Below are 26,704 nucleotides of genomic sequence, written 5' to 3' on the forward strand. Positions count from 1 at the left end.
CCCGGGCGGTGGTCAGCGCCGGTACGCCAGCTTGAAGTCGAGCGCCCAGTCGGTGCCGTCGGCGGACCGCTCCCACCGGCCGTCGATCGCGGTGCCGTCCTCGCGGAGTGTCCCGATGAACCGCTGGTGGAAGCCGGGCGCCTCCCGCCACATCCGCCAGACGCCGTCGGCGAACGTCATCCGGTAGACCCGGTGCACGCCGCGCGCGTCGGCGTAGAGCACCGCGAACTCCTCTTCCGTGTCGTCCAGGCCGATCAGCTGGGTGGCCGGGAGCGGGTTGTTCTCCCGCCAGGCGGGCGGCGCCGTCTCCGGCACCGGATCGGCGTCGCTGTGCTGGCGGAGGAACCGGCCCTCCTCCACCCAGGCGAACTCCGTCCAGCCGGCGCCGAGGCCCTCGACCTCCGGCTGCACGGTCCACCGTCCGACCAGCACGTCGAGCCGCGCGAGCGCCGGATGCCGCTGCCCCATGGTGTCCTCCTCCTGCCGCCGGGAACCCGGTGGGCGCCGCCGCCTGACAGAATCGCCCGCATGCGGGGGCGGTTCGCGAGGATCAGGGGATGGTGCACCGACCGCAGGCCGACCGTACGCCGGATCCGCCGTACCGTGGTGGTGCTCGTCGCCGGCACGGCGCTGCTGGCCGCCGGCACCGCGGCCAGCGTGGCGTGGGTCCGCGGCGGCGCGGACGGCCACCTGTTCACCGAGGCCGACGTGCCGGAGGCTCCGGTCGCCCTGGTCCTGGGCACCAAGGTGGAGGCCGACGGCACCCCGTCGCCGTTCCTCGCCGCCCGGCTGGAGATCGCGCAGCGGCTCTTCGCCGCCGGCAAGGTCCGGGTCATCCTGGTCTCCGGCGACCACATGAACGACGACTACGACGAGCCCGACGCGATGCGGCGCTGGCTGGTCGACCGGGGCGTGCCGGCGGAGAAGGTGGTGCTCGACCACGCCGGCTTCGACACCTACGACTCCTGCGCCCGGGCCCGGCGCATCTTCGGGGTGGAGCGGGCGACCGTGGTGACCCAGTCCTTCCACCTGCCCCGGGCCGTGTCGGTCTGCCGGCACCTCGGCGTCGCCGCCAACGGCGTGGGCGACGACACCGCCCGCCGGTACGCGGAACGCTGGCGGGTCAGCGCCACCCGGGAGTACGGCGCCTGCGTCAAGGCCACGGTGGACGTGTTCTCCGGCCGCGACCCCGTGCACCTGGGCCGCCGGGAGACCGGGGTGGACGACGCCCTGCGCGCGGGATGACGTGCCGCCCGCCCGCCGGCGGTAGGGTCGCGGCGTGGTGAAGCTGGCCGAGGAGACCCTGGCGGCGGTCGGTCGGATGACCGTCGCGGCGACCGAACTGGAGCACGTGCTGTCCCGGCTCGGGGCGGGCGAGGCGGACGCCGACGAGATCTTCGCGCGGGCCGGGGCGCCGCTGCTCGCGGCCCGCGAGGCGGCGCGGTCCGCCCCGCCGACGATCCGCGCGGAATACGCCAGCCTGGTCGAGGGGGCGGCCACCCAGCTGGCCGTGGGCCAGGCCGCGCTGCGCGCCGTGTGGCGCGGCGGCCGGACCGACCCGGCGCTGTTCGACGAGATCACCGCGCGGCTCCTGCGCTGCCGGGACGCCCTGCACGACCGGATCCTCGTTCCACAGGGGACCGACTAGGCGGGGCCGAGGCTCCGTGGCGGTCGCCCGCGGCCGCTATCGTCGCCGGATGCCCGAACTGATCGCGCCCACCACCCGGCTGCACTCCGCCTGGCTGGCGGCCCACCGGGAGTGGGGTCCCGGCCGCCACGAGGACGGTTTCGGGCTGCGCCCGACCGACGAGGTGATCGCCCCGGCCGGGTTCGCGGCCTGGGTCGCCCGGCTGACCGAGGAGTCGGAGCGGGCGCCGGACGGCGGCGGCGTGCGGTGCACGTACCGGTGGATCGTCGAGGATGGGACGGTGCTCGGCGGGATCGCGCTGCGGCACGAACTCGACGACTTCCTGCTCCGGGTCGCCGGCCACATCGGCTACGGCATCCGGCCGTCGGCGCGGCGGCGGGGCCTGGCCACCTGGGCGCTGGGCCGGATGCTCGACGAGGCGCGCAGGCTCGGCCTGGAGCGGGTGCTGCTCGTCTGCGCCGACGGCAACACCGCCTCGGCGCGCACGATCGAACGCCAGGGTGGCGTCCTCGAGGGCATCCGGGACACCGACCTGGGCGCCGCCCGGCGTTACTGGATCACGCTCCAGGCGCCGCGCACCCGCCCCCACCCGGGCTGAGAGTCCTGATACATTTCGCGCTTCGCCTCGTTGGAAAGAGGACCTGCGCATGACCGGCACGGGGGCCGAATCGGGCGCGGGACCGGCGATGGAGCCGGTGCCGGGCACCGGACCAGCCGATCCTCCCGCGGCTCACCCGTCGAGCTACGGCTCGCCGCCGTACCCGCCACCCGCGCCGGAGCAGCCGGTGCCGTTCGCACCGCAGCCGCAGGCGCCGTTCGCACCGCAGCCGCAGGCGCCGTGGGCGCCGCCGCCCGGCCCGCGCAACCGCACCCTCGTGGTCGCCGCCGTGATCGTGGGCGTGGTGCTGCTGGTGGGCTGCCTCGGCCTGACCGGCGGCGTGCTCCTGCTGCGCTCCGCGACGACCACCGCATCCGGACCGGCGGGGGAGGCGGCCCCGACGCCCGCCACCGACCGCAGCCCGGGCGCGACCGCCGCACCCGGGGTCAGCGAGGAGCCGGTGCAGGAGGGGCCGCAGGCCAGCGCGTACCCGGCCGAGGAGATCTCCGACCTGAACCGGGTGTGCGACGACGGCGTCCACTACCCGCAGTCGCCAAAACGCGCCGGCAAGGCGCCGCACCCGCTGGTGCTGCTCATCGGCGACGGCTCGGGCCTGCGCTACCAGAACGGCACCTACTACTTCTCCCAGGGCCTGTCGAAGAAGGTGGAGCAGACCTGGGCGCCGGAGTCGCCCGCGAAGGTGCAGATGGTCGCCTGCCTGGACCGGGTCAAGAGCGGCACGACGATCCGCCGCTGCAAGTACGACGACCCGAAGCCGCTGACGTTGACGCTGCTGCGGGCGAGCTGGCGTCTTCGGGTGTACGAGGTGTCGACGGGCCGCAAGCTGCTCGACAAGCCGATGACCGGCGACGACCAGGCGTGCCCGTCCGTCGTGCTGGCCGGCCCGGACAAGAAGATCTACGCAGAGGTCAGCGACCGGGCCGCCGTCGCCGCGCTCCGCAAGCTGGTCAACGGGTCAGCCTGAGCCCGCGCCGCGTGCCTCCAGCACGGCCAGGTCGCGCTCCGCGTAGAGCCGGTGCTCCCACTCCTCGTTGAGGACGACCAGCAGGCACTCCCGGACCGGGTAGTTGCGGGGTCGCGGCCAGCCGGGACCGTCCACCGGCTCGGTGTGGCCGTCGAGTGACTCGTGGGTCAGCCCCTCGATGACCTGGCGCACCGTGGACATCCGGTCGCGGCGCAGCGCGAGCACCACGTCGAGCGAGGGCCGGGCGTCCCGGTCCCGCGGCACACCCGGCGTGTCGGGCATCTCGTCCCACGGCAGGTCCAGGGCGTCCCACGGCGACGGGTCGCCCAGCATCGCCCGCCTGACCCACGAGTCGGTGGCGAAGACGAGGTGCCGCAGCGTCTCGATGAAGGACCACTCACCGTCGACCGACTCGTGCAGCAGCTCGGGGCGCAGCCGGCCGGCCCGTTCGACCGTGCCGCCCCAGAGCCGCTCCAGGATGTCCCACGCCGCACGGAAGCCGGCCGGGTCGGTCGGGCGCATCCTGGCCCGGTCCGGGTGCCGGCGGTCCAGCTCCGCCTGGATCAGCGGCCCCACGTCGACGCCGTTGATCGTGAGGTTCTCGATCTCACCGTGGATGTCGACGCCGGCCAGCTCGACGCCGCGCATGGTGACCCCACTCAGGTCGACGCCACGGAACCGGGCGCCGGACAGGTCGACGTCGCGGAGCTCGGCGCCGGTGAGGTCCACGTGCTCGAACCGGGAGCCGCGCAGATCGGCGTCAGTGAATTCAGCCACGCGAGCAGGTTAGCCGCGACGCCCGACACTCGCGTCCCGGAAGGCGGGGCCGCGCCCGCCGCTGTCGTAGCCGGCGCGGGCCGTGACGGCAGGCGAAATGGTCTTGCCGGGCGGACCGCCGGCTGCGACGCTCCGACCGTGATCGACAAACCGGGCGTCGACGAGCGGTTGCTGGCGGCGGAGGTCGCCGCCGCCTGGGGCGTGGACGTCGCCGGCCTCGTCTTCATGCCCGTCGGGCTCGACGGGCACGCCTGGGCGTACCGGGTGGACACCGCCGACGGCGAGCGCTACTTCCTGAAGCTGCGCCGCGGCGACTACACCCACGCCGCCGTCCTGCTGCCCGGCTTCCTCCGAGCGCAGGGCGTCCGGCAGGTCGTCGCGCCGATCGACCTGCCCGGCGGCGGGGCCGTTCGCGGGTTCGGTGACCACCGGCTGCTGCTCTACCCGTTCCACGACGGCGGCAGCCTGTGGGGTCGCGGCCTCACCGACCGCCAGTGGATCGAGTACGGCGAGTTCCTGGGCCGGCTGCACGCGGTCACGCCGAGCGCCGACATGGCCGCGGTCCTGCCCGTCGAGACCTGGCGGTCGACGTCGGGCGAGCGGCTGCGGGCCCTCGGCGAGCAGGCCGCGGCGAGCGAGCTTCTCGGCGCGTTCTGGGACCGGTACGGCGCCGCGCTGCGGCGGTTGTCCGCAACCGTAGACGACCTCGCCGACCGCGTGACGCCCGGTCGACACGTCGTGTGCCACGCCGACATCCATCCCGGCAACCTGATCGCCGAGGGAGACGGTCCGCTGCACGTCGTGGACTGGGACGCGCCGATCCTCGCGCCGCCCGAGCGGGATCTCATGTTCGTCTTCAGCCGGGACTTCGGCGACCACCCGGTCAACGCGCACCGCGCCGCGCTGTTCCGCCAAGGCTACGGGCCGCTGGAGCCGGACCGGACCGTGCTGAGCTACTACCGCGGCGAACGGCACCTCGACGACGTCGTCGCGTTTCTAAACAGCATCCTCAACTCCGGGGCCAGCCCGGAATCTCGCGCCAACGACCTGCACTGGCTCACCCGCATCGCCGAGACCGTCGCCGCCCCCGGCTACGCGCCCTGACCCTCTCCGGACCGGCGGCCGGGTCAGCATCGACAGGCTCAGACGTTGAAGCCGAACTACAAGCCGCAAGCTCGCAACCAGCGGGAGGAGCCTGCGCTCCGTCATTGACGCCTTGGCCGGCGATCCGGCACCGCCTAGCCTCTTCGGCATGGAGCAGCTGCGCGACCTCGCCATCCGGCTGGCGATGGACGAGCCGGTCGGCGACGACCTGCCGATGGCCGCTGCTCACGCTCTGACCCGAGGCGTCGACTCTCCGAGATTGCGTGAGCTCGCCGGCCTTTCGAAGGGCCAGTCACGAGAAGCCGTCGACCTGTTCCGGCAGGCGATGAACGATCTCGGCTGTCCCGTCCCGGACGAGAGTGGCGCCCGGCTACACCTCATGCGCGCGGCGGCGGCGGACATCGTGGCGGGAAGGGGCGACCCCGAGGACCTGGCCCACGAGATCTACTGGCAGGCGTGCTACTCCGGATTGCCGGAGCTGCGAGCGGTGGGCGATCGCTTCCTGGAGCTGTACGCCGGGTGGGGCGCAACGCATGACCAGGCCGAGGAAGCGGTAGCGGCCATGAAGGCAGCGGCGCAGTCGTTCCTTCGCGACCGTCCAGCCTGAGAAGCCGACACCGCTGGCGTGCGCCGACCAGCCGACGATCCCGTGGAACTTTCTCTCGGGATGGTGTCGGATCCGGGCCGAGTCGTTCGTAGAACGGGCGAGAGGCGGAGACGTCTGCCCGACCCGTGCTGCTCAACCAGCTAGCCGGCGAGGGTGACATCCCAATCGGGTCCTACGTGCACCGGAGGTAGAGGCATGGCAAAGCTGATCTACGTGACCAATGTGTCGCTCGACGGCTACATCGAGGACGAAAGCGGAGCCTTCGCCTGGTTCCCGCCCGACGACGAGGTATTCGCGTTCACCACCAACCTCCTGAAGTCGGTGGGTACGTTCCTGTACGGGCGGCGCCTGTACGAATCGATGGCTGTCTGGGAAACCGACGCTGCTCTAGCCGCCCAGTCCGGCCTCATGGCTGACTTCGCGAGCGCCTGGCAAGCGGCGGACAAGGTCGTCTACTCCACAACTCTCACCGCGGTGTCAACGGCCCTCACCAGCTTGGAGCGCCGTTTCGACCCCGCCGTCGTACACCAGCTGAAGGCCACGGCCGGCAGTGACATCACCGTTGGAGGCGCCAACCTGGCGGCGCAAGCCATGCGGGCTGGACTGGTTGACGAGTGCCAGTTGTTCGTCTGGCCCACGGCCGTCGGAGGCGGCAAGCCGGGGCTGCCCACCGGCGTGCGCACCGACTTCGCGCTCCTCGACGAGCGCCGATTCCAGAACGGCGTCGTTCACCTCCGTTACCGCCCTCTCGGCCACTAACCAGGGATACCACCCTGACCTGGGGTGCCCGAGCGCGAGAGGGCGCCCCTCCTGACCTGCGGGAACGGGCCGGATTCAGACGTTGAAGCGAAACTCCACCACGTCGCCGTCCTGCATGACGTACTCCTTGCCCTCGATCCGGACCTTGCCGGCGGCCTTCGCCGCCGCCATCGATCCGGCCTCGACCAGGTCGTGGTAGGAAACCACCTCGGCCTTGATGAAGCCGCGCTGGAAGTCGCTGTGGATGACCCCGGCGGCCTCCGGCGCGGTGGCGCCGACCGGGACGGTCCAGGCCCGCGCCTCCTTGGGGCCGGCCGTCAGGTACGTCTGGAGCCCCAGCGTGCGGAAGCCCACCCGGACGAGCTGGTCCAGCCCCGGCTCGGACTGCCCGATCGACTCCAGCAGCTCGCGGGCCTCCTCCTCGGGCAGGTCCACGAGCTCGGACTCGATCTTGGCGTCCATGAAGACCGCCTCGGCCGGGGCGACCAGGCCGCGCAGCTCGTCGAGGAACTCGGCGTTGCCCAGCTCGGCCTCGTCGACGTTGAAGACGTAGAGGAACGGCTTCGTGGTGAGCAGGTGCAGCTCGCGCAGGTGCTCCAGCTCGATCTTGGCGGCGGCGGCGCCCGCGTACAGGGTGGTGCCGCCGTCGAGGACCTCGACGGCCTTCTTGGCGGCCTCGACGGCGGCGGCCCGGTCCTTGCGGAGCTTGGCCTCCTTCTCCAGCCGGGGCAGCGCCTTCTCCAGGGTCTGGATGTCGGCCAGGATCAGCTCGGTGTTGATCGTCTCGATGTCGTCGGCCGGGGAGACCTTGCCGTCGACGTGCACCACGTTCGGGTCGGAGAAGGCCCGCACCACCTGGCAGATCGCCGAGGCGTCGCGGATGTTGGCCAGGAACGCGTTGCCCCGGCCCTGCCCCTTGGAGGCCCCCCGGACCAGGCCGGCGATGTCGACGAACGAGACCGGCGCCGGCAGCACCTTCTGCGAGGAGAAGATCTCGGCGAGCGTGGCCAACCGCTCGTCGGGGAGCCCGACCACGCCGACGTTCGGCTCGATGGTGGCGAACGGGTAGTTCGCCGCGAGCACGTCGTTCTTGGTCAGCGCGTTGAACAGGGTGCTCTTGCCCACGTTGGGCAGGCCGACGATGCCGATGGTGAGACTCACGACGAGCCAGCTTACGCGGTTCGCCGCCGGTACCGGTCAGGCGGGCCGGGCGGGCAGCAGCCGGGGTTCGATCCGGGTCTCCCGCACGGTGCCGTCCTCGGCGCGGGCCAGCTCGTACGCGGCCACCCCCTCCCGGTCGGCGACGGCCTCGGCCAGCCGGGTGCCCCGGTAGATCAGCCCGACCCCGTCGTCGGTGCAGTGGCTGGTGGGCAGCGTGCCGTCGGCGACCAGCCGGTGCATGAGCGGCCGGCGCTGGTCCTCGCTGTCGTAGTGCACGCCGTTGCCGTACGGGAGCCAGCCCAGCCCCTCCGTGAAGGGGCGCAGGGTGGGGCCGTAGCTGTCGGTGGCGCCGCCCAGGTGCCAGCAGATCGACCCGGCGGAGACCCCACCGAGCACGACGCCGGCCTCCCAGCACTCGCGCAGGATGTCCGGCAGGCCGTGCACCCGCCACACCGCGCAGAGGTTCGCGACGCTGCCGCCGCCGACCCAGATGATGTCCTGGGCGAGCAGGTGGGCGCGGATGTCCTCGACGTTGGGCATCGGATAGAGCGCCAGGTGGGACGGGCGGAACCGGGTGCCGGCGAACGCGCCGTAGAAGACGGTGAACGAGGTGGGCTGGTCGCCGACCGCCTGGTTGAGGTAGCAGACCCGGGGCGCGTCGCCGGCCTGCGCCAGGTCGGCCATGAGGTCGAAGAGCTGGCTGGGCCGGGCGTCCCACGGGCCGCGGTGCCGGCTGAAGAAACCCATGCTGGTGGCAACGATGGTCGGTTCACTGGCGGGCATGGTCGTCCTTCCGGTCGGTGCTGATGGAGATCATCCTGCCCGATCCGGCGGCTCCGCCTCGACCGCGGCGAGCAGCGTGCGCAGCAGATCGGCCAGCCGGTCCTGGTCGGCGGGGGGCAGCGCGTCGAGGATGCGCCGCTGCACCTCCAGCCCGGCCTCGGCCGACTCCTCGACCACCCGGCGACCGGTGTCGGTGAGGCTGACCCGCAGCGCCCGCCGGTCGGCGGGGTCGGGCGAGCGCCGGACCAGCCCGGCCCGCTCCAGCCGGTCGAGCCGACCGGTCATCCCGCCGGAGGTGAGCATCAGCGAGGCGGCGAGCGCCTTGGGCGCCAGGGTGTACGGCGTGCCGGACCGGCGCAGCGCGGCGAGCACGTCGAAGTCGCCCCGGCCGATGCCCCAGCCGGCGTACACCTTCTCCTGGCGGTCGCCGACCAGCCGGGCCAGCCGGTAGATGCGGCCGAAGACGGCCATCGGCTCGGGTCGCATGCCGGCCCGCTCCCGGCGCCACTGCTCGACGATCACGTCCACGTCGTCGGTTGCCACGGCTGTCGATTGTGCCCCACCTCCCACTTCCACTTTCACTCGGTACTGATTAGCTTAGGACTAAGCTACTTAGCGCCGAGGAAAAGAGGTCGTCGTGGCCCGCCGCTGGACCGACATCGCGCTCACCGCCGCCGCCCCGACCGTGTGGGGCACCACCTACCTGGTCACCGCCGAGCTGCTCCCCGCCGGCCGGCCGCTCTGGTCCGGAGCGATCCGCGCCCTGCCGGCCGGCCTGCTGCTGCTCGCGCTGACCCGCCGGCGGCCACACGGCGTCTGGTGGGGGCGGGCCGCCCTGCTCGGCGCGCTCAACATCGGGGCGTTCTTCCCGCTGCTCTTCGTCGCCGCGTACCGGCTGCCCGGCGGCACCGCGGCCGTGCTCGGGGCCGCCCAGCCGCTGCTGGTCGCCGCGCTCACCGTCGCCCTGCTGGGGGACCGGCCCGGCCGGCCGGCCCTGCTCGCCGCGCTCGCCGCCCCGGCCGGGGTCGCCCTCGTGGTGCTGCGGCCGGGCGCCGGCCTCGACCCGCTGGGCGTCGCCGCCGGCCTGGCCGGCACCGCCGCGATGGCCGCCGGCCTGGTGCTCACCCGCCGCTGGGGCCGGCCGCCCGGCGTGGGCACCCTCGCCGCCACCAGCTGGCAGCTCGTCGCCGGGGGCCTGCTGATCGTGCCGGTCGCCGCCGCCGTCGAGGGCGCGCCGCCCGCGCCGGACGGGCCGGCCCTGCTCGGGTACGCGTGGCTCGGGCTGGTCGGCACGGCGCTGGTGTACGTGCTGTGGTTCCGGGGCGCGGCCCGGCTGCCGGTGACCCGGGTGTCGGTGCTCGGCGCGCTCAGCCCGCTGACCGCCGCGACCCTCGGCTGGCTGGTGCTCGGGCAGGCGCTCAGCCCGACCCAGCTCGCCGGCTTCGCGGTGGCGGTCGCCGCCATGGTGCTCGGCCAGCTGCCCGGACGCGCCACCCCGGGTGAGCGGGGCGATCAGCCGGCGGAGCCCGGCCAGCCACCGCGAGCGGCCGCGTCTGGTGAAGGCGCGCGTCAGCCGGCGCGCAGCCGGCGCCAGTCGTCGAGCGGGACGTCGGCGGCCAGACCCTCGGGCAGCGCCCCGGACGGCAGTTCCGCCGCCGCCGCGAGCGGCAGCGTGAAGCGGTGCGCAGCGGACGGTGCGGCCGCGTGCGACTGGTCGAGCAGCCAGCGCACCTCGTCGACCGTCCAGCCCAGCCCGGCCCGGCCGGCGAGCTCCCGGACCAGCCGCAGGCCGACCCGGGTGTCGTCGTCGTAGAAGCGCATGCACCAGTGGTGGGCCCACATGCCGAGCGCACGAAGCCCGGCCGGGTCGAGGGAGCCGACCAGCCGGCCGCACGCGGTGTCGGCGAAGGCCCGCCCCGGGTCGTCGGCCCGGTCCCGCTCGATCGCACCGTAGGCTGCCGGGGCCACCACCCGCATCCGGTCGTAGAAGCCCTGCACCACCGCGGCGTCCAGCCGTGCCCGCCCCGACCGCATCAGCGGACACCCCGCCCGGCCACGCTCGCCATGCCCCTGCACCTTTTCTTGAGTTGGTGGCGCGACGGTACCGACCACTACCGACACTTTCGCCGGCGGAATCCGTTGCCACGCCAGGGATAGCTGGCGTGAGCTGGGGCGTCTGTATTGGTGACGACGACGAGCGGGAGGGTGGGTGGAGGAGGACGACCGGGCCCGACTGGCCGAGTTCGTGACCAGCCGCACGCCGGCGCTGATGCGGGTCGCGTACCTGCTCACCGGCGACCGGCACGCGGCCGAGGACCTGTTCCAGTCGGCGCTGGCCAAGACCATCCCGAGGTGGCGGACACTGCGGCACGCCGACCCCGAGGGCTACCTGCGCGCGGTCATGTACCGGGAGCAGGTGAGCTGGTGGCGGCGGTTGCGGCGGCGCCGGGAGACGGCGCTCTCCGGAGCCGACGAGGCGGTCCAGCCGGACCCGAGCGGCGGCACCGACGTACGCCTGGCCATGCGGGCGGCGCTGCGGCTGCTGCCGCCGGCGCAGCGCACGGTGCTGGTCCTGCGCTACTACGAGGACCTCACCGAGACCCAGGTCGCCGAGGCGCTGGGCTGCACGGTCGGCACCGTACGCAGCCGGACCCACCGGGCGGTGACCCGGCTGCGCCAGCTCATGCCGGACGTCGAACTCCTGGAGGTACGGCGGTGAACACGCCCTTCGAGGACCTCATCCGCGCCACCCTCTCCGACCTTGCCGAGGAGGCACCCAGAGTGCAGGACCAGTTGACCCCGGCGGAGCGCCGGTTCCGGAACCGCCGGCGGACCACCGTGACGCTCGGCGCGGCGGGTGTGGTGGCCGCCGTGCTGATCGGCGCACCGTTCGCGCTTGCGGCCGGCGGGGCGGACGCCCCCCGCCCGGCGGCACCGTCGGCGCCGCCGACCCCCGTCGGCCCGTCCCCGTCCCCCGCCGAACCCACGGTGGTCCCGTCACCCAGCGGCCCGCCCACCGCGGTTCCCAGCCCGTCCGGCGATGCGACGGCCGCGCCCGGCCGGCCCAGTGCCTCGCCGCCGGGACGGCCGGGCCGGCCCGTGCCGAGCCCGAGCCGGCCGGGCGAACCCACCGTGGTCCCCTCCCCCTCCGGCCCCGGCGTACCCAGTCCCTGGCCCACCCCGTCCCCCAGCCCCAGCCGCTGACCCGACGACCCGGCGGGACGCCGTCGGCGCCCCGCGCGACGGCTTCCCGCCGGGTCGCCCGTACCCCGGCCGGACGCCGTCGCCGCCCGCCGACGGCGTCGGGCCGGGTCGCCCGTTCCCCGGCCGGACGCGTGTCACAGGTCCCGGACCGTCCCGCCGGCTCCGTCCGGCCGCTCGGCCGTCGGTGAGTGGAACGCCATGGAGGTATCCCGGCCTCGGTGACCTCCATGGCGTTCCACCCGCGGTTGCGGTCGCGGCGGGAGGCGGCCGGGCCGGTCTCTCCGGGCCCGGTTCCGAGGGCCGGCGGCGGTCGCGCACGCCCGCGTCCGAATCCCGCCAGCCGCGGCCCCGACCTGCGAGGCAGGATCGGTGTCATGGAACTCGACTTCGAGCGGTGCTACCGGGCCGTCGACAGCCGCGACCAGCGGTTCGACGGCTGGTTCTACACCGGCGTGACGTCGACCGGGATCTACTGCCGGCCGTCCTGCCCGGCGACGACGCCGAAGCGGCAGAACGTCCGGTTCTTCCCGTCGGCCGCCGCCGCGCAGGGCGCCGGGCTGCGGGCGTGCCGCCGCTGCCGCCCCGACGCCGCCCCCGGCTCGCCCCAGTGGGACGTCCGGGCCGACGTGGTCGGCCGGGCGATGCGGCTGATCGCCGACGGGGTCGTCGACCGGGACGGCGTACCGGGGCTGGCGGCTCGGCTCGGCTACACCGAGCGGCACCTGCACCGGATGCTCCGTGCCGAACTGGGCGCCGGTCCGCTCGCGCTGGCCCGGGCGCAGCGGGCGCAGACCGCCCGCATCCTCATCGAGACCACCGGGCTCGGCCTGGCCGAGGTGGCGTTCGCCGCCGGGTTCGGCAGCGTCCGGCAGTTCAACGACACCGTCCGCGAGGTGTACGGGGCCACCCCGTCCGACCTGCGGGCCAGCCGGGGCGGCCGGCGCGCGGTCGGCGGGGCGGGCACCATCACGCTGCGGCTGGCGTACCGGCCGCCGTTGCACGCCGGGGCGCTGCTGGACTTCCTGGCGCTGCGCGCGCTGCCCGGCGTCGAGGAGGTCCGCGACGGGGCGTACCACCGGGGGTTGCGGTTGCCGCACGGGCCCGGCACCGTTTCGCTGGCCCCGGCCGACGGGCATGTGGCCGCCACCCTGCGGCTGGCCGACATGCGCGACCTGGCACCGGCGGTGGCCCGCTGCCGCCGCCTGCTCGACCTGGACGCCGACCCGGCCGCGGTCGACGCCACCCTGGCGGCGGACCCGGCCCTGGCCCCGGCGGTGGCCGCCGAACCCGGCGTCCGCCTCCCGCACGCCGTGGACGGCTTCGAGATGGCCGTCCGCGCCATCACGACCCAGCAGATCTCCCTCCAGTCGGCGCGAACGACCCTGACCCACCTCCTGTCGGCCGCCACCCCGCCCGCCGATCCTGAGGTTGACGGCGAAGTCGATCTCCTGAACGGCGGCCAACCTCATGATCGACCGTTGGGGTTGCGGGCCTTCCCGAGCGCGGAGGAGGTGCTCGCGGTGGACGACAGCGCGTTCCGGATGCCGGGCGCGCGGCGGGAGACGATCCGGGCGGTCGCGCGGGCCGTCGCCGGCGGGGACCTGGACCTGGCACCGGGTGGGGACCGGGAGGAGGCGGTGCGGCGGCTGGTCGCGCTGCCCGGGGTCGGGCCGTGGACCGCGGGCTACGTGGCCATGCGCGCGCTCGGCGACCCCGACGTCCTCCTCCCCACCGACCTGGGCGTACGCCGGGGCGCCGCCGCGCTCGGCCTGCCCGACGACCCGAAGACCCTGAACGCGTACGCGGACCGCTGGCGCCCCTGGCGGTCGTACGCGGTGATCCGACTCTGGAGAGCGGCATGACCACACTGGACAGCACCGTCATCGACACCCCCGCCGGCCCGTTGAGTGTGCTCGCCGGTCCCGACGGGGCGGTACGCGCGGCCGGCTTCACCGCCGACCCGGCGACCCTCGTACCCCTTGTCCATCCCGCACTGCGCGGCGCGCTGCGCGAGCGGGCCGACCTCGGGCCGGTGACCGCGGCCGTCCGCGCCTACCTGGCCGGGGACCTGACCGCGATCGACACCGTCCCGGTCGAGCAGCGGACCGGCGGCGCGTTCATGGCACAGGCCTGGCAGGTGCTGCGCGACGTCAAGCCGGGCGACCCCGTGACGTACACCGGTTTCGCCGCGCTGGCCGGGCGGCCGGCGGCGGTCCGCGCCGCCGCGGCGGCCTGTGCCCGCAACGCCGCCGCGCTCTTCGTGCCCTGCCACCGGGTGCTGCGCACCGACGGCACGCTCGGCGGCTACCGGTGGGGGCTGGACGTGAAGAAGTGGCTTCTCGGGCATGAGGGACGCGTGACGGCTAGCTGACAGCGGTGGTGTCGCCCCCTGACGCTACCGTCGGGTAGTGCCTGCGCTGAGCGACGGCAACCGCGTGGCGTGTCCCGACGCCCGTCCCCACCCGCTGCGCAACCTCTGGCGACTGCGACCCTACCTGCGCCCCTACGCCGCGGAGTTCGCCTGGCTGCTGCTCGCCGCCCTGACCGCCACGGCGGCGAGCCTCGCCGTTCCCCTGGTGGTGCAGCGGGTGGTGGACGGGCCGGTGGCCCGGCACGACGTGGCCGGGCTGCTCCGGCTCGGCGCCCTCGCCCTGCTGCTCGGCCTGGCCGAGGCAGTGCTGATCTTCATCCGGCGGTGGACCCAGTCCTCCTCCTCGGTCGGCATGGAGGCGGCCATCCGGGCCGACATCTACGCCCACCTGCAACGCCTCCCGACCGACTTCCACGACCGGTGGCAGTCCGGCCAACTGCTCTCCCGGATCACCAGCGACCTCTCGGTGATCCGCCGGTTCCTCTCCTTCGGCCTGCTCTTCCTGGTGCTCAACCTGATCACCTACGCCGCCGTGGTGGTGCTGCTGATCCGGCTGCACCCCTGGCTCGCCCTGCTCGTGGGGGCCAGCGCGATCCCGCTGTTCCTGATCAGCCGCCGCTTCGCCCGGCACTACCACGCGGCGTCCCGCCGGATGCAGGACCAGCAGGGCGACGTGGCCACGCTGGTCGAGGAGACCGCGCAGGGCCTGCGCACCATGCGGGCCTACGGGCGGGGGCCCGAACTGGCCGCCCGGTTCGCGACCGGCGCCCGCCGGCTGCACGACACCGGGATCCGCAAGGCCCGCCTGCTGGCCCGCACCTCGGCCCTGTTCGACCTGGTGCCCAACCTGACCCTCGCGGTGGTGCTGGTGGCCGGCGCCGCCGCCGTCGCCCGGGGCGGGCTCAGCATCGGCGAGCTGGTGGCCTTCGTCAGCCTCCAGCTCATGCTGGTCTGGCCGGTGCAGTCGCTCGGCTGGATCATCGCGAACGGGCAGGAGGCGGCGACCGCCGCCGACCGGATCCAGGAGGTGCTGGACACCCCGCCCGCCATCGTGGATGCCCCGCACGCCCGCGCGCTGGACCGCACCGAGGTGCGCGGCCGGCTCCGCTTCGAGCGGGTGAGCTTCCGCTACCCCGGCAGCCCGGCGCCGGTGCTGCGCGAGGTCGAGCTGACCGTGGAGCCGGGCGAGACTCTGGCTCTGGTGGGTGCGACCGGCTGCGGCAAGAGCACGCTGCTGTCCCTGGTCCCCCGGCTGCACGAGGTGACCGGCGGCCGGATCACCCTGGACGGGCACGACCTGCGCGACCTGCGGCTCGGCTCCCTGCGCCGGCTGGTCGGGGTGGCCTTCGAGGAGCCGACCCTGTTCTCCATGTCGGTCTGGGAGAACCTGACGCTGGGCCGCCCGGAGGCCGGCGAGGAGGAGGTCCGGGCCGCGCTCGCGCTGGCCCAGGCGGAGTTCGCGTACGACCTGCCGTGGGGGCTGGCCACCCGCGTCGGCGAGCAGGGGCTCTCCCTCTCCGGCGGGCAACGGCAGCGGCTGGCGCTGGCCCGGGCCGTGCTCGGCCGGCCCGCGCTGCTCGTGCTCGACGACCCGCTCTCCGCGCTCGACGTGCACACCGAGGCCCTGGTCGAGGCGGCCCTGCGCCGGGTGCTGCGGGACACCACGGCGCTGCTGGTCGTGCACCGGCCGTCCACGGTGGCGCTCGCCGACCGGGTGGCGCTGCTCGACGGTGGCCGGATCGTCGCCGTGGGCACCCACTCGGAGCTGCTGGCCGGGGTCCCGGCCTACCGGGCGGTGCTGTCCGCCGAGCCGGAGCGGCAGGCGGACGGTGTCGGCCTGGTGCGGTCGTGACCGGGGCCGCCCCCCGGGTGCCCCGGCAGCGCGGCGACCCCGACCTCGACCCGTCCCGGCGGCGCGACGGCCCCGACGCCGACGCGGCCCGGCGGCGCGACGGCCCCGACGCCGACCCGGCCCGGCGGCGCGGCGATCCCGACCTGGCTCGGTGGCGCGGGCGGGCCGTCGACCCCGACGCCGACCGCAGCCGGGCCGAGGAGTCGTCGCCGGAGGCGGTGGCCCGGCTCCGGGCCCGCAGCCGCGCCCTGCTGGGCGCCCTGCTCCGCCCGCAGCGGGCGCGGCTCGGGCTGGCGGTGTCCCTGCTGCTGGCCCAGAACGCCGCCGCGATGGCCGGCCCGTACCTCGTGATGCTCGGCATCGACCGGGGCATCGGGCCGCTGCGCGCCGGTGACCCCGGCCCGCTGGTCGCCGTCGCCGCCGCGTTCGTCGTCGCCACCGCCACCGAGTACGCGACCCGGCGCGCCTTCCTCGCCCTCGCCGCCCGCATCGGCCAGGCCGTCCTGCTCGACCTGCGCAAACGGGTGTACGGGCACTTCCTCCGCCTCGACGTCGGCTTCCACGAGCGCTACACCTCGGGCCGGATGGTGTCCCGGCTGACCAGCGACCTCGACTCGATCGCCGAACTGGTCGACGGCGGGATCGACAAGCTGGTGATGGCCGCCCTGTCGGTGCTGTCGGTGGCGGGGATCCTGCTCTGGCTGGACCTGCCGCTGGCCGCGGTCACCCTGCTCGCCTTCCCGTTCCTGTTCTGGCTGTCCCGCTGGTTCGCCCGCGCCTCCGCCGGGGCGTACCGGCGGACCCGGGAGGCGGTGGCGCTGGTCATCGTGCACTTCGTCGAGTCGCTGCGCGGGATCCGGGCGGTGCAGGCCTACCGGCGGGAGCCCCGCAACCAGCGCATCTTCGCCGCGGTGAACGACGACTACCGGCAGGCAAGCCTCCGCGCGTTCCGGCTCATCGCGGTCTACTCGCCGGGCATCCGGCTGATCGGCAACCTGACCGCCGCGGCGGTGCTCGGCTACGGCGGCTGGCGGGTGCTGGGCGGGCGGACCGAGGTCGGGGTGCTCGCCGCGTTCCTGCTCTACCTGCGCCGGTTCTTCGAGCCGATGGAGGAGCTGAGCCAGTTCTACAACGCGTTGCAGTCGGCCACCGCCGCGCTGGAGAAGCTGGCCGGGGTCCTCGACGAGCGGCCGGCCGTGGCCGAGCCGGCGCTCCCGGTGCCGCTGCCCGCCGGCCCGGGACGGGGGGCCGTGGTGTTCCGCTGCGTCCACTTCGGCTACCGGCCCGAGGCGCCGATCCTGTCCGGGCTGGAGCTGACCGTGCCGGCCGGGCAGACCGTGGCGCTGATCGGACCGACCGGCGCCGGCAAGTCCACCATCGCCAAGCTGCTGGCCCGGTTCCACGACCCGGCGTCCGGCGCCGTCAGCCTGGACGGGGTGGACCTGCGGCACCTGGCCGACGCCGAGCTGCGCCGGGCGGTGGTGCTGGTCACCCAGGAGAACCACCTGTTCAGCGGCTCGATCGCCGAGAACATCCGGTTCGGCCGCCCGGACGCCGACGACGCCACCGTGGAGGCCGCCGCCCGAGCCATCGGCGCGCACGACTTCATCGCCGCGCTCCCCGACGGGTACGCGACCGACGTGCACCGGCGCGGCGGCCGGCTCTCCGCCGGGCAGCGGCAGCTCGTCGCGTTCGCCCGGGCGTTCCTGGCGGACCCCCGGGTGCTGATCCTCGACGAGGCCACCTCGTCGCTGGACGTGCCGACCGAGCGCGTCGTGCAGCGGGCGCTCCGCAGCGTCCTTCGGGACCGCACCGCGCTGGTGATCGCGCACCGCCTCTCCACCGTGGAGATCGCCGACCGGGTGCTGGTCCTCGACGGCGGGCGGATCGTGGAGGACGGGTCCCCCACCGAGCTGGCCGCCGCCGACGGCCGCTACGCCGCCCTGCACCGCCAGTGGCGCGACTCCCTGATCTGACCAACCCGCTCCACGGGACGGCTTCCGCAGAGATCTTGGAAGCAAAGTGCCCCTGGAGGGGGTGCCACCAGCTTCCAAGATCTCGACGGGTGCCGGCGGGTCTCGCCGGCACGTGGGGGTTCGGACCGTCAGTCGGCGTCGGGCTCTTCCCGCTCCGCCGGTCCGGCAGCCGCCCGGCCGGGTGCGGAATCCCCGGCAGCATCCGGACCTGGCTTCGTCGGGCCGGTGGTGTCCGGAAGTGGCTTCGTCGGGCCGGCGATGTCCGGACCGGGAGAGGGTTGTGCGCCGGCCGGAGTCGGGGCGGCGGGTGCCGGAAGCGGGGCGTGGGCGGTGAGCAGGGCGGCCTCGGCGCGCAGGTCGCGGCGGATGCGGTCGACCGCCCGGCCGAAGCCGAAGAGCAGCACCAGGACCAGCGCGGCCACCCCGGTGAGCACCGGGATGGTCAGTGGTGGCCCGCCACCCCGGGTGGCGCCCCAGCCCCAGAGCAGCGGCGCGGCCAACGCCAGGGCGGACAGCACCAACGCGGCCATTCCGAGCGCCAGCACCCCCGCCACCCGCCCCGACTCCTCCACGCCAGCGGACGCCACGCTGGCAGGTGCTGCGGTTGCGGCCGGCGCGGAGTGACTGTGGGTGGCGGCGGTGACGCCGTCGGCGGCGGCGTCGTTGGTGGCGGTGGCGGCGAGCACCAGGCCGAAGCCGAGGGCCAGGCCGAGCCCGATCGCGGAGAGCAGCGACGGCACCTGCCCGGCGGCCGGCAGCTCGGCGCGGACGACCGGCGCGGCGAGCGGCAGCGCCAGCGCGGCCAGCAGCAGGCCGGCCGCGTCCCACGGCAGCAGGCCCGGCGTGAAGCGGGCCAGCGCCGCGCCGGCGGCGACCGCCACCAGGCCGACCAGCACGACGAGGTAGGCCTGCGCCCGGTCGCCGACGAAGGTGAGCCGCAGCCCGAAGAGCAGGAGCGGTCCCGCGGCGAAGCCGAGCACCACCCAGCGGGCGGCCACCGCCCGGCCGGTCCGGTAGGCGTAGCCGAGCAGAACCAGCGCGGCCACGGTGGCGACGGCCACCGGCGAGAAGTAGGCGAAGGATTCCACGAACTGTTCCCGGCGCGGCCCGACCAGGCCGTCCTGGCTGATCCGGAACACGTCGACCACCCACCAGCGGATCACCAGCCCGCCCAGGGTGACGAGCGCCGCGACGGCGGTCGCCACCAGCGGACCGACCCGGGGCCGGCCGGGGGGCGCGCCCGCGCCGGGCCGGTCGAGGTGGGCGAGCACCGCGGCGACCACCACGATCAGCACGGTCACCCCGACCTGGGCCGGCCAGGCCCGGCCGCCGTCCGGGTGGCCCTCCCCGGCCACGAGGCGGAACAGGTCCTCGACGGCGGAGTGCAGCACCAGGCCGGCGGCCAACCCGGCGGCGAGCGGCCAGCGCAGCGACCGGGCGGGCCGGGACAGCGCCAGCAGCGCCCCACCCAGCGCCAGCCCGGCCCCGACGGCGCCGGCCAGCACGGTCAGCACCTGCCCGGTGGTGGGCGGTTGGCGGGGCACCAGCCCGACGCCGTGGTCGAGGGCGAACTCGCCGGCCAGGTAGTCGAGCGCCAGGCCGACCGCGACGACCGGCCAGCCGGGCAGCCGGTCGAACACGGTGACGCCGGCCAGCACGACGGCGAGCAGCGCGCCGCCGGTCAGCGCGACAAGCGTCACGGTGAATGCCGAGGGCCCGAACGGGAAGCCCTGGGTCAGGTCGGCGAAGCCGGTCTGCCGGGCCACGGCGAGCCCGCGTGTCCCGAAGAAGGCCCCGACGGCGACCGCCGCGACCGTGCCGGCCACTGTGGACCGCACCACCGACGGTGTGCGCGCGATGTCGTCCATGGCGATGCCTCCCCCGCGTCCGTGGACGGGGCCGATGCTGTCACACGCCGCGCCGGCCCGCTGTCCCCTCCGAGCGGGGGTGCCGGATACCGCCACGAGGGCGAAAGTCGTGGAGCGGCACGGGCCGGCTGCCTACGATCAGCGGATGACCGACACGGCGAGGACGGCCCGCGCCGGCGTCCCCGAGCGTCCGACCCTGGACGGCATCGAGGAGACCTGGGCGCGCCGCTGGCAGGAGGACGGGACGTACGCGTTCGACCGCTCGAAGGAGCGATCGGACGTCTACGCGATCGACACCCCGCCGCCGACCGTATCGGGCGAGCTGCACATGGGGCATGTCTTCTCCTACACGCACACCGACACGGTGGCCCGCTTCCAGCGGATGCGCGGCCGCACGGTCTTCTACCCGATGGGCTGGGACGACAACGGCCTGCCCACCGAGCGGCGGGTGCAGAACGTCTACGGGGTGCGCCCCGACCCGGCGCTGCCCTACGACCCGGGCTGGCGGCCACCGGCCGCGCCGGTGAGCGAGGCGGCCCGGAAGGACCCGGTGGCGATCTCCCGGCGCAACTTCATCGAGCTGTGCGAGGTGCTCACCGCGGAGGACGAGAAGGTCTTCGAGGCGCTGTGGCGGCGGCTCGGGCTGTCGGTGGACTGGTCGCTGACCTACACCACGATCGGGCGGCTGGCGCGGGCGACGAGCCAGCGGGCGTTCCTGCGCAACCTGGCGCGGGGCGAGGCCTACCAGGCCGAGGCGCCGACACTCTGGGACGTCGGCTTCGCCACCGCGGTGGCCCAGGCCGAGCTGGAGGACCGGGAGCGGCCCGGCGCCTACCACCGGCTGCGCTTCCACGGCCCGGGCGGTCACGAGGTGCTGATCGACACCACCCGGCCGGAGCTGCTGCCGGCCTGTGTGGCGCTGGTCTGCCACCCCGACGACGAGCGCTACGCGGGCCTGGTGGGCAGCTCGGTGCGCACCCCGGTCTTCGGGGTCGAGGTGCCGGTGCACGCGCATCCGCTGGCCGACCCGGCCAAGGGCACGGGCATCGCGATGGTCTGCACCTTCGGCGACCTGGCCGACGTGACCTGGTGGCGGGAGCTGCGGCTGGACACGCGGGTGGTGATCGGGCGGGACGGGCGGCTGCTGCCGGAGCCGCCGGCCGGCGTGCCGGCCGGGCCCTACGCGGCGCTGGCGGGGCAGACCGTGAACGGCGCCCGGCGCACGATCGTCGAGCTGCTGGCCGACGCGGGCGACCTGGTGGGCGAGCCGCGGCCGATCACCCACCCGGTGAAGTTCTACGAGCGCGGCGACCGGCCGTTGGAGATCGTCTCCACCCGGCAGTGGTACCTGCGCAACGGCGGCCGGGATCTGGACCTGCGCGAGGAGCTGCTGGCCCGGGGGCGCGAGCTGCGCTGGGTGCCGGAGCACATGCGGCACCGCTACGAGCACTGGGTGGGGGGCCTCACCGGTGACTGGCTGGTCAGTCGGCAGCGCTTCTTCGGCGTGCCGGTGCCGGTGTGGTACCGGCTCGACGACGCTGGCGAGCCGGACTGGTCCCAGCGTCTCACACCGGATGAGTCACTGCTCCCGGTCGACCCGTCGAGCGACCCGCCGCCGGGCTACGAGGAGGCGCAGCGTGGGATGCCGGGCGGCTTCGTCGGCGACCCGGACGTGCTGGACACCTGGGCCACCTCGTCGTTGACCCCGCAGATCGTCGGCGGCTGGGAGACCGACGAGGACCTGTTCCGGCGGGTCTTCCCGATGGATCTGCGCCCCCAGGGCCAGGAGATCATCCGGACCTGGCTCTTCGCCTCGGTGGTGCGGGCGCACCAGGAGCAGGGCGTGCTGCCCTGGCGGGACGCGGTGCTCTCCGGCTGGATCCTCGACCCCGACCGGAAGAAGATGTCCAAGTCCAAGGGGAACGTGGTCACCCCGATGGGCCTGCTGGAGCAGCACGGCTCGGACGCGGTCCGCTACTGGGCCGCCAACGGCAAGCCCGGCATGGACCTGGCGTTCGACCCGGCGCAGATCAAGGTGGGTCGGCGGCTCGCCACGAAGCTGCTCAACGCGTCGAAGTTCGCCCTCGGGCTGGGCGCGGCGGACGCGCTGCGGGCCCCGGCGACCTCTCCGTTGGACACCGCCATGCTCACCGAGCTGTCCGGCGTGGTCGCCGCCGCGACCAGCGCCTTCGACGCGTACGACCACACGGCCGCGCTGATCGCCACGGAGTCGTTCTTCTGGCGGTTCTGCGACGACTACATCGAGCTGGTGAAGGAGCGCGCCTACGGCACTGGGCCGGGGGCCGACTCGGCCCGGGCCGCTCTGGCCACCGCGCTCTCGGTGCAGTTGCGGCTCTTCGCCCCGGTGCTGCCCTTCGTCACCGAGGAGGTCTGGTCGTGGTGGCGCTACGGCTCGGTGCACCGGGCCCCCTGGCCGACCACCTATGAGGTGGGCCGGGCGGTGCAGGGGCCGGGCGACCCCGAACTGCTGCGGCTGGCCGCGGACGCGCTGGGCCAGGTGCGCCGGGCCAAGTCGGAGCGGAAGCTGTCGATGAAGGCGGAGGTGCCGCTGGCCGAGGCACTCGGGCCGGCCGCCCTGCTCGACCGGCTGACCCTGGTGGCCGACGACGTGCGGGCGGCGGGCCGGATCGCCAAGCTCGACATGCTTCCCGACCGCACCACCGAACTCGTCATCGCCTGCGCGTTCTGAAACCGCCGCACCGACCGCACGGCCGGAAGGAGCGGCTGTCGCATCGCGAACAGCCGCTCCTTCCCGGCGACACCCGGCTCAGGTGGCCGAGCAGGCGGTTTCGAGTTCCTTCACGGCGGTGGTGAGCGGGGCCTTGCTCGGCGCCTTGCCGGGGGCCTTCGCCCAGGTGTCGGCCAGGTCCGACATCTCGGTCGCGACCTGCTTCACGGCGTCGTTGACCGTGTCGCTGGTGGTGAAGGCGTTCGCATAGAGCGACGCGGCGCCCGCGGAGTACTGCGCGCTGACCGCGGAGTGCCCGGCCGGCGGCCCGATCTTCTCGGCCGAGGCCACCTTCTTCAGGGCGGCCTTGATGTCCTTGTCCACGGCGGCGCAGGCGGCCTTCGTGGCGGCGTCCATGCCCGGCGCCGCCGCCGTGGCGCTCGGCACGGCGGCCGGCGTCGTGGTCGCCGCGCTGGCGCCGCCGGACGCCGCGGGCTTGTCGCCGTCGTCGCAGCCGGTCATGACGAGCGCCGCCACCGCGGCCGGAATCAGCAGTGCGAACCGAGTTGAGCGCATTCGTTTCTCCCCGTTGGTCTCGTGCTTTCGCCCGCCGGAAGCTACCAGACGCCGAGGTCGTCGCGGTGCGGGATATCGACGACCGACCCGCGTCCACTTCGGACGCCGACACGGCGGGACCCCGCTCGACGCGCCCGGGTGGACGGCGTCGGGCGGGGCCCCGTCGTGCGGGTCAGCTCGTCTCGCCAGCCACGCTGAACGAGCGGAGGCGGTCCACCGCGAGGGCGGTGAAGCCGACCGCGATGAGCGCGCTCATCACGGCCGCGACCGGCACCGACACGTCCGTGGCGAGCATCTCGCTCGGCGCGATCCGGTCGGCGAGGGCGATCACGTACTGCTGGATGGAGAGCACCTTCGTGCCGCTCACGAAGTTGCCGAGCAGCCCCTCCCAGATCAGCACGTAGACGAGGCCGAGCAGCACCGGCCGCCGGGTGAGCAGGCTGAGCGCGACGAAGAACGCGCAGTACGCCAGCGACCCGATCGACGCGGCGACGGCGAGCGCCAGGCCGAGGCGTACCGAATGGGCGAGCACGCCCGCGACGTAGAGCGGCACGGCGACGGTGACCGCCGTGACGCCGGCGGCCACGGCCAGCTTCGGCAGGATGATCTGCCAGCGCGGCAACGGCTTGGTGAGGATGTGCACCACCGTGCCGTCGTCGATCTCCGCGCCGAGCACACCGGTGCCGACGATCAGCGCGACGACCGGCAGCACGACGGCCAGGCCGAGCCCGACCAGCACCGCCGGCCCCCACTCGCCCGGGTCGACGCCGAGCGAGCGGGAGAGGATCGCCAGCGCCAGCAGCAGCGCGGGCAGCGGGAGGAGCAGCAGGAACCGGCGCCGGCCGAACAGGCCGCGCGCGGTGATCCAGGAAACGGTCGACATCTCAGCCTCTTTCGTTCGTGACTGCGGGGCTCACTCGCTGCGCTCGTTCACTCCTCGCACTCACCGGTCAGCTCCCCACCAGGTAGGAGAAGACGCTCTCCAGCGATTCGTCCTCGGGCGTCAGTGACCGGACCCGGAGGCTCCGGGCCAGCGCGATCTTCGGCAGCGCCCGGGTGAAGGCGCCGTAGTCGCCGGCCTGCACGGTCAGCCCGTCCCGGCCCAGTTCCACGCCGGTCACCGACTCCTCGGCCATCAACGCGACCGCGAGGGCCCGGTCGTCGGTGGAGCGGACCCGGAACACGTGCGGCCGGTTGGTCATCAGCCGGCGGATGGTGCGGTAGTCGCCGGAGGCGGCCAGCCGGCCGGCGACCATCACCTGCACGGTGCCGGAGACCTGCTCGACCTCCTCCAGGATGTGCGAGCTGAACAGGATGGTCCGGCCGGCGTCGCCGAGCCGGTGCAGCAGGGCCATCATGTGCAGCCGCTGCCGCGGGTCCATCCCGTTGAACGGCTCGTCGAGCAGCAGCACCTGCGGGTCGTGCACCAGGGCGGCGGCCACCCGGGTGCGCTGCCGCATGCCCTTGGAGTAGGTGCCGATCTTCCGGTCCTGCGCGGCCTCCATCTCGACCAGCGCGATGGCCCGGCGGGCGGCTGCCTCCGGGTCGGGCAGCCGGTGCAGTTTGGCGCTCGCCAGCACGAACTCGTACGCGCTGAGGAAGCTGTGCACCGCCTCCCGCTCGCTGACCAGGCCGAGCCGCCGGTAGACCTCCGGGTTGCGCCAGGTCGGCGCGCCGTCGAGGGTGACCTCGCCCCGGGACGGGGAGAGGAAGCCGGCCATCATGTGCAGCAGGGTGGTCTTGCCGGCGCCGTTCGGGCCGAGCAGGCCGGTCACGCCGGGCCCGAGCCGCATGGTGACGTCGTTGACCGCCACCACGTTGCCGTACCAGCGGGAGACGCCGGCCAGGTCGAGGGTGGAGGCGGGGGTGGCCGGGGCCGCCGGCTCCGCGCTGATCGTGGTCATCGGGCGGCCACCTTCCGGTATCGCAGCAGCAGCAGGGTGACGCAGCCGGCCACCAGCAGCACGGCGGCGGCCACGTAGACCGGCCCGAAGCCGCCGATCTTGTAATCGGCCCCCCCGTTGGGGACGAGCAGGTCGCCGAGGGTGTACTCGCCGACGGCGTGGATCAGGGCGGTGGGCGAGCCGAGCATCGACAGCTCGTTGACCGTGCGGGACGGCATGATCGACAGGATGCCGACGATCGGGGCGGTCATCAGGAACACGGCCACGATGCCGCCGGCCGCGAACGCCCGCTTGCCGGTGAGCGAGGCGATGAGCAGCCCGACCGAGGCGAAGACCACCGCCCAGAGCGCCGCGTAGAGCAGGCCGGGCAGCAGGTCGAGCAGCTCGTCCCAGACCCCGCCCAGCCCGTCCTTGGTGGTGAACGCGGCGCCCAGGAACATCACGAGCTGCGGCGCCCCGAGCAGCAGCCAGAGCGCGGTGATCAGCGACCCGAGCTTGGCCAGGGCGTAGTCGCCGCGCGGCAGCGGGCGGGAGAAGTAGAGCGGCAGCACGCCGCTGTGCAGGTCGCGGGAGACCAGCTCCGGCCCGACCACTGCGACGAAGAAGATGACCAGCCAGCTCATCGCGTCGGCGAACTGGGCGTACGTCATGACGACCTGGCCGGTCTGGGTGCGTACGGCGGTCAGCCCGGCGGCGACGATCAGCACGATGCCCATCACCAGCCAGGGAAAGATCTTCGCCTTGGCGGAGCGGCCCAGCCCGAAGGCGGTGCGCAGGCCGTGCAGGTAGAGCGCGCCGAACACGTGCCGGCGGCCGAGCCGCGGGCCGGTGTAGCGCTGGTAGCCGATGTCGTGGATGACGCCGGTCGGCTCAGACATGGCTGGGCTCCCTCGTGGCGAAGAGTTCGGCCACCCGGTGCCGCCGCTGGTCGAGCCGGTGCAGCGGCAGGTCCAGCTCGGCGACCGCGCCGATGATCAGGTCGTAGGTGGCGTCGTCGGCGAGCGGGACGAGCAGCAGCCGCCCCTCCCGGGACACCGGCAGGTCGAGCGCGGCGAGCCGGGCGGCCAGTTCGTCCGTACCCTCGCTCACCTCGACGGCGAGCACGTCGGTGGCGGTGGTCATGGCGGAGATCCGGTCGGCGCGCAGCAGCCGGCCGCCGTCGATCGCGACCAGGGTGTCGCAGATCCGCTCCACCTCCCCGAGCAGGTGCGAGCAGACCACCACCGAGATGCCGAACTCGGTGCCGATCCGGTGGATCAGGGCGAGCATGGCGTCCCGGCCGGCCGGGTCGAGGCCGTTGGTCGGCTCGTCGAGCAGCAGCAGGTCGGGGTCGTGCACCAGGGCCTGGGCGAGCTTCACCCGCTGCTTCATGCCGGTGGAGTAGCCACCGACGGCCCGGTGCCGCTCCTCGTGCAGCCCGACGTGGCGCAGCGCCTCGGAGGCCCGCTCGCGGGCGACCGTGCGGGGCAGCCCGCTGATCCGGCCGAGGTGGGTGACCAGTTCGGCGGCGGAGAGGTCGGGCGGGAGGGCGTCGTGCTCGGGCATGTAGCCGACCCGGGCGCGGACGGCCGCGGGGTCGGTGGTGGGGTCGAGGCCGAGCACGGAGACCCGACCGCTGGTCGGGGCGAGCAGGCCCAGGAGGATCTTGATCAGGGTGGACTTGCCGGCGCCGTTGGCGCCCACCAGCCCGATGATCCCCGGCTCGACCGACACCGTGAGGTCGGCCAACGCGGTGACCCGGCCTCCGTACGTCTTGGTCAGCGACTCGGTCGCGAGCAGTGTCACCCGGCAAGCGTAGGGAGCACGCGGCCCTCCTGGTATCGGGAAACGCTCGGGGTTGCC

The 26,704-nt window shown here is 74.3% G+C and carries 26 protein-coding genes and 1 pseudogene; 15 read left to right on the top strand and 12 right to left on the bottom strand.

Annotation, left to right across the window (positions count from 1 at the left end; all coding sequences use genetic code 11):
* Positions 1–12: 12 nt before the first annotated feature.
* Positions 13–468, bottom strand: a complete 456-nt coding sequence (locus tag ABZ452_RS03475) for a hypothetical protein (RefSeq protein ID WP_357938513.1) — start codon at positions 466–468, stop codon at positions 13–15.
* A 60-nt stretch (positions 469–528) separates the two neighbouring features.
* On the opposite strand from ABZ452_RS03475, the gene ABZ452_RS03480 reads away from it, so the two are divergent.
* From ABZ452_RS03480 to ABZ452_RS03495, 4 genes are read left to right on the top strand one after another with little or no spacing between them, the layout of a single operon-like run.
* On the top strand, positions 529–1,245 hold the full coding sequence (locus tag ABZ452_RS03480; protein WP_357938515.1) for an ElyC/SanA/YdcF family protein: 717 nt from the start codon (positions 529–531) through the stop codon (positions 1,243–1,245).
* Positions 1,246–1,279: 34 nt separating this feature from the next.
* The gene (locus tag ABZ452_RS03485; RefSeq protein ID WP_357938517.1) at positions 1,280–1,648 is read left to right on the top strand and encodes a hypothetical protein; all 369 of its coding nucleotides are present in this window, start codon (positions 1,280–1,282) and stop codon (positions 1,646–1,648) included.
* 49 nt (positions 1,649–1,697) lie between these two features.
* Positions 1,698–2,246, top strand: a complete 549-nt coding sequence (locus ABZ452_RS03490; RefSeq protein WP_357938519.1) for a GNAT family N-acetyltransferase — start codon at positions 1,698–1,700, stop codon at positions 2,244–2,246.
* Between the two features lie 49 nt (positions 2,247–2,295).
* Complete coding sequence (locus ABZ452_RS03495) at positions 2,296–3,231, top strand: hypothetical protein (RefSeq protein WP_357938521.1); 936 nt, start codon at positions 2,296–2,298, stop codon at positions 3,229–3,231.
* Here the strand turns inward: ABZ452_RS03495 and ABZ452_RS03500 are convergent.
* The gene (locus tag ABZ452_RS03500) at positions 3,223–4,008 is read right to left on the bottom strand and encodes a pentapeptide repeat-containing protein (protein WP_357938523.1); all 786 of its coding nucleotides are present in this window, start codon (positions 4,006–4,008) and stop codon (positions 3,223–3,225) included. The genes ABZ452_RS03495 and ABZ452_RS03500 overlap by 9 nt on opposite strands.
* Before the next feature lie 138 nt (positions 4,009–4,146).
* Between ABZ452_RS03500 and ABZ452_RS03505 the strand changes: the two genes are divergently transcribed.
* The 3 genes from ABZ452_RS03505 to ABZ452_RS03515 all read left to right on the top strand — a co-directional run bounded on the left by ABZ452_RS03505 (position 4,147) and on the right by ABZ452_RS03515 (position 6,478).
* On the top strand, positions 4,147–5,112 hold the full coding sequence (locus tag ABZ452_RS03505; protein WP_357938525.1) for an aminoglycoside phosphotransferase family protein: 966 nt from the start codon (positions 4,147–4,149) through the stop codon (positions 5,110–5,112).
* A 148-nt stretch (positions 5,113–5,260) separates the two neighbouring features.
* Positions 5,261–5,719, top strand: coding sequence for a hypothetical protein (locus ABZ452_RS03510; RefSeq protein ID WP_357938527.1), 459 nt, complete (start codon positions 5,261–5,263; stop codon positions 5,717–5,719).
* Between the two features lie 195 nt (positions 5,720–5,914).
* Positions 5,915–6,478, top strand: coding sequence for a dihydrofolate reductase family protein (locus tag ABZ452_RS03515; RefSeq protein ID WP_357938529.1), 564 nt, complete (start codon positions 5,915–5,917; stop codon positions 6,476–6,478).
* 75 nt (positions 6,479–6,553) lie between these two features.
* Here ABZ452_RS03515 and ychF read toward each other — a convergent pair whose 3' ends face one another.
* From ychF to ABZ452_RS03530, 3 genes are read right to left on the bottom strand one after another with little or no spacing between them, the layout of a single operon-like run.
* Positions 6,554–7,639, bottom strand: coding sequence for a redox-regulated ATPase YchF (ychF, locus tag ABZ452_RS03520; RefSeq protein ID WP_357938531.1), 1,086 nt, complete (start codon positions 7,637–7,639; stop codon positions 6,554–6,556).
* Between the two features lie 36 nt (positions 7,640–7,675).
* Positions 7,676–8,422 (bottom strand): peptidase E, encoded by a 747-nt coding sequence (locus ABZ452_RS03525; RefSeq protein ID WP_357938533.1) that lies wholly within the window; start codon positions 8,420–8,422, stop codon positions 7,676–7,678.
* A gap of 30 nt (positions 8,423–8,452) precedes the next feature.
* On the bottom strand, positions 8,453–8,965 hold the full coding sequence (locus ABZ452_RS03530; RefSeq protein ID WP_357938535.1) for a MarR family transcriptional regulator: 513 nt from the start codon (positions 8,963–8,965) through the stop codon (positions 8,453–8,455).
* 142 nt (positions 8,966–9,107) lie between these two features.
* Here ABZ452_RS03530 and ABZ452_RS03535 point away from each other — a divergent pair.
* Positions 9,108–9,833 (top strand): annotated as a pseudogene (locus tag ABZ452_RS03535) (EamA family transporter); the annotation flags it as partial.
* Positions 9,834–9,991: 158 nt separating this feature from the next.
* Here the strand turns inward: ABZ452_RS03535 and ABZ452_RS03540 are convergent.
* Entirely contained in the window at positions 9,992–10,456 is a 465-nt protein-coding gene (locus tag ABZ452_RS03540; protein WP_357938537.1) for a hypothetical protein, read from the bottom strand.
* A gap of 175 nt (positions 10,457–10,631) precedes the next feature.
* Here ABZ452_RS03540 and ABZ452_RS03545 point away from each other — a divergent pair, with 175 nt between their 5' ends.
* The 6 genes from ABZ452_RS03545 (at position 10,632) to ABZ452_RS03570 (ending at position 17,825) form a co-directional block, all read left to right on the top strand.
* The gene (locus ABZ452_RS03545) at positions 10,632–11,141 is read left to right on the top strand and encodes a SigE family RNA polymerase sigma factor (protein WP_357938539.1); all 510 of its coding nucleotides are present in this window, start codon (positions 10,632–10,634) and stop codon (positions 11,139–11,141) included.
* Positions 11,138–11,626, top strand: coding sequence for a hypothetical protein (locus tag ABZ452_RS03550; RefSeq protein ID WP_357938541.1), 489 nt, complete (start codon positions 11,138–11,140; stop codon positions 11,624–11,626). The genes ABZ452_RS03545 and ABZ452_RS03550 overlap by 4 nt, the downstream gene beginning before the upstream one ends.
* Before the next feature lie 374 nt (positions 11,627–12,000).
* Positions 12,001–13,488 carry an AlkA N-terminal domain-containing protein gene (locus ABZ452_RS03555; RefSeq protein ID WP_357938543.1) on the top strand — a complete coding sequence of 496 codons (1,488 nt, stop codon included), beginning with the start codon at positions 12,001–12,003 and terminating at the stop codon, positions 13,486–13,488.
* Positions 13,485–13,997, top strand: a complete 513-nt coding sequence (locus ABZ452_RS03560; RefSeq protein WP_357938545.1) for a methylated-DNA--[protein]-cysteine S-methyltransferase — start codon at positions 13,485–13,487, stop codon at positions 13,995–13,997. The genes ABZ452_RS03555 and ABZ452_RS03560 overlap by 4 nt, the downstream gene beginning before the upstream one ends.
* A 37-nt stretch (positions 13,998–14,034) precedes the next feature.
* Positions 14,035–15,849 carry an ABC transporter ATP-binding protein gene (locus ABZ452_RS03565; protein WP_357938547.1) on the top strand — a complete coding sequence of 605 codons (1,815 nt, stop codon included), beginning with the start codon at positions 14,035–14,037 and terminating at the stop codon, positions 15,847–15,849.
* Positions 15,850–15,992: 143 nt separating this feature from the next.
* A complete protein-coding gene (locus ABZ452_RS03570; protein WP_357939084.1) occupies positions 15,993–17,825 on the top strand; it encodes an ABC transporter ATP-binding protein in 1,833 nt (610 codons plus the stop codon).
* Between the two features lie 128 nt (positions 17,826–17,953).
* On the opposite strand, the gene ABZ452_RS03575 is transcribed toward ABZ452_RS03570, so the two are convergent.
* On the bottom strand, positions 17,954–19,693 hold the full coding sequence (locus ABZ452_RS03575; RefSeq protein WP_357938549.1) for a hypothetical protein: 1,740 nt from the start codon (positions 19,691–19,693) through the stop codon (positions 17,954–17,956).
* 145 nt (positions 19,694–19,838) lie between these two features.
* On the opposite strand from ABZ452_RS03575, the gene valS reads away from it, so the two are divergent.
* Entirely contained in the window at positions 19,839–22,403 is a 2,565-nt protein-coding gene (gene valS / locus ABZ452_RS03580) for a valine--tRNA ligase (RefSeq protein ID WP_357938551.1), read from the top strand.
* Positions 22,404–22,481: 78 nt separating this feature from the next.
* Here the strand turns inward: valS and ABZ452_RS03585 are convergent, their stop codons facing one another.
* The 5 genes from ABZ452_RS03585 to ABZ452_RS03605 form a co-directional block, all read right to left on the bottom strand.
* Complete coding sequence (locus ABZ452_RS03585) at positions 22,482–22,958, bottom strand: hypothetical protein (protein ID WP_357938553.1); 477 nt, start codon at positions 22,956–22,958, stop codon at positions 22,482–22,484.
* A 172-nt stretch (positions 22,959–23,130) separates the two neighbouring features.
* Positions 23,131–23,841 (bottom strand): ABC transporter permease, encoded by a 711-nt coding sequence (locus ABZ452_RS03590; protein WP_357938555.1) that lies wholly within the window; start codon positions 23,839–23,841, stop codon positions 23,131–23,133.
* Between the two features lie 67 nt (positions 23,842–23,908).
* The gene (locus ABZ452_RS03595) at positions 23,909–24,862 is read right to left on the bottom strand and encodes an ABC transporter ATP-binding protein (protein WP_357938557.1); all 954 of its coding nucleotides are present in this window, start codon (positions 24,860–24,862) and stop codon (positions 23,909–23,911) included.
* Positions 24,859–25,740, bottom strand: coding sequence for an ABC transporter permease subunit (locus ABZ452_RS03600; protein ID WP_357938559.1), 882 nt, complete (start codon positions 25,738–25,740; stop codon positions 24,859–24,861). Before ABZ452_RS03600 ends, ABZ452_RS03595 begins: the two co-directional genes overlap by 4 nt.
* Positions 25,733–26,647, bottom strand: a complete 915-nt coding sequence (locus ABZ452_RS03605; RefSeq protein WP_151464732.1) for an ABC transporter ATP-binding protein — start codon at positions 26,645–26,647, stop codon at positions 25,733–25,735. The genes ABZ452_RS03600 and ABZ452_RS03605 overlap by 8 nt, the downstream gene beginning before the upstream one ends.
* Positions 26,648–26,704 lie beyond the last annotated feature (57 nt).

Origin of the sequence: Micromonospora sp. NPDC005707 (assembly GCF_040631005.1) — a bacterium.
GTDB lineage: Bacteria > Actinomycetota > Actinomycetes > Mycobacteriales > Micromonosporaceae > Micromonospora.

What these genes read in the sequence shown, in the direction of transcription:
- ABZ452_RS03480 (WP_357938515.1), top strand. Translation starts at nt 529, where the DNA reads ATGCGGGGGCGGTTCGCGAGGATCAGGGGATGGTGCACCGACCGCAGG.
- ABZ452_RS03555 (WP_357938543.1), top strand. Translation starts at nt 12,001, where the DNA reads ATGGAACTCGACTTCGAGCGGTGCTACCGGGCCGTCGACAGCCGCGAC.
- ABZ452_RS03475 (WP_357938513.1), bottom strand. Translation starts at nt 468, where the DNA reads ATGGGGCAGCGGCATCCGGCGCTCGCGCGGCTCGACGTGCTGGTCGGA.
- ABZ452_RS03490 (WP_357938519.1), top strand. Translation starts at nt 1,698, where the DNA reads ATGCCCGAACTGATCGCGCCCACCACCCGGCTGCACTCCGCCTGGCTG.
- ABZ452_RS03560 (WP_357938545.1), top strand. Translation starts at nt 13,485, where the DNA reads ATGACCACACTGGACAGCACCGTCATCGACACCCCCGCCGGCCCGTTG.
- valS (WP_357938551.1), top strand. Translation starts at nt 19,839, where the DNA reads ATGACCGACACGGCGAGGACGGCCCGCGCCGGCGTCCCCGAGCGTCCG.
- ABZ452_RS03495 (WP_357938521.1), top strand. Translation starts at nt 2,296, where the DNA reads ATGACCGGCACGGGGGCCGAATCGGGCGCGGGACCGGCGATGGAGCCG.
- ABZ452_RS03575 (WP_357938549.1), bottom strand. Translation starts at nt 19,693, where the DNA reads ATGGACGACATCGCGCGCACACCGTCGGTGGTGCGGTCCACAGTGGCC.
- ABZ452_RS03595 (WP_357938557.1), bottom strand. Translation starts at nt 24,862, where the DNA reads ATGACCACGATCAGCGCGGAGCCGGCGGCCCCGGCCACCCCCGCCTCC.
- ABZ452_RS03510 (WP_357938527.1), top strand. Translation starts at nt 5,261, where the DNA reads ATGGAGCAGCTGCGCGACCTCGCCATCCGGCTGGCGATGGACGAGCCG.
- ABZ452_RS03540 (WP_357938537.1), bottom strand. Translation starts at nt 10,456, where the DNA reads ATGCGGTCGGGGCGGGCACGGCTGGACGCCGCGGTGGTGCAGGGCTTC.
- ABZ452_RS03585 (WP_357938553.1), bottom strand. Translation starts at nt 22,958, where the DNA reads ATGCGCTCAACTCGGTTCGCACTGCTGATTCCGGCCGCGGTGGCGGCG.
- ABZ452_RS03515 (WP_357938529.1), top strand. Translation starts at nt 5,915, where the DNA reads ATGGCAAAGCTGATCTACGTGACCAATGTGTCGCTCGACGGCTACATC.
- ABZ452_RS03600 (WP_357938559.1), bottom strand. Translation starts at nt 25,740, where the DNA reads ATGTCTGAGCCGACCGGCGTCATCCACGACATCGGCTACCAGCGCTAC.
- ABZ452_RS03590 (WP_357938555.1), bottom strand. Translation starts at nt 23,841, where the DNA reads ATGTCGACCGTTTCCTGGATCACCGCGCGCGGCCTGTTCGGCCGGCGC.
- ABZ452_RS03525 (WP_357938533.1), bottom strand. Translation starts at nt 8,422, where the DNA reads ATGCCCGCCAGTGAACCGACCATCGTTGCCACCAGCATGGGTTTCTTC.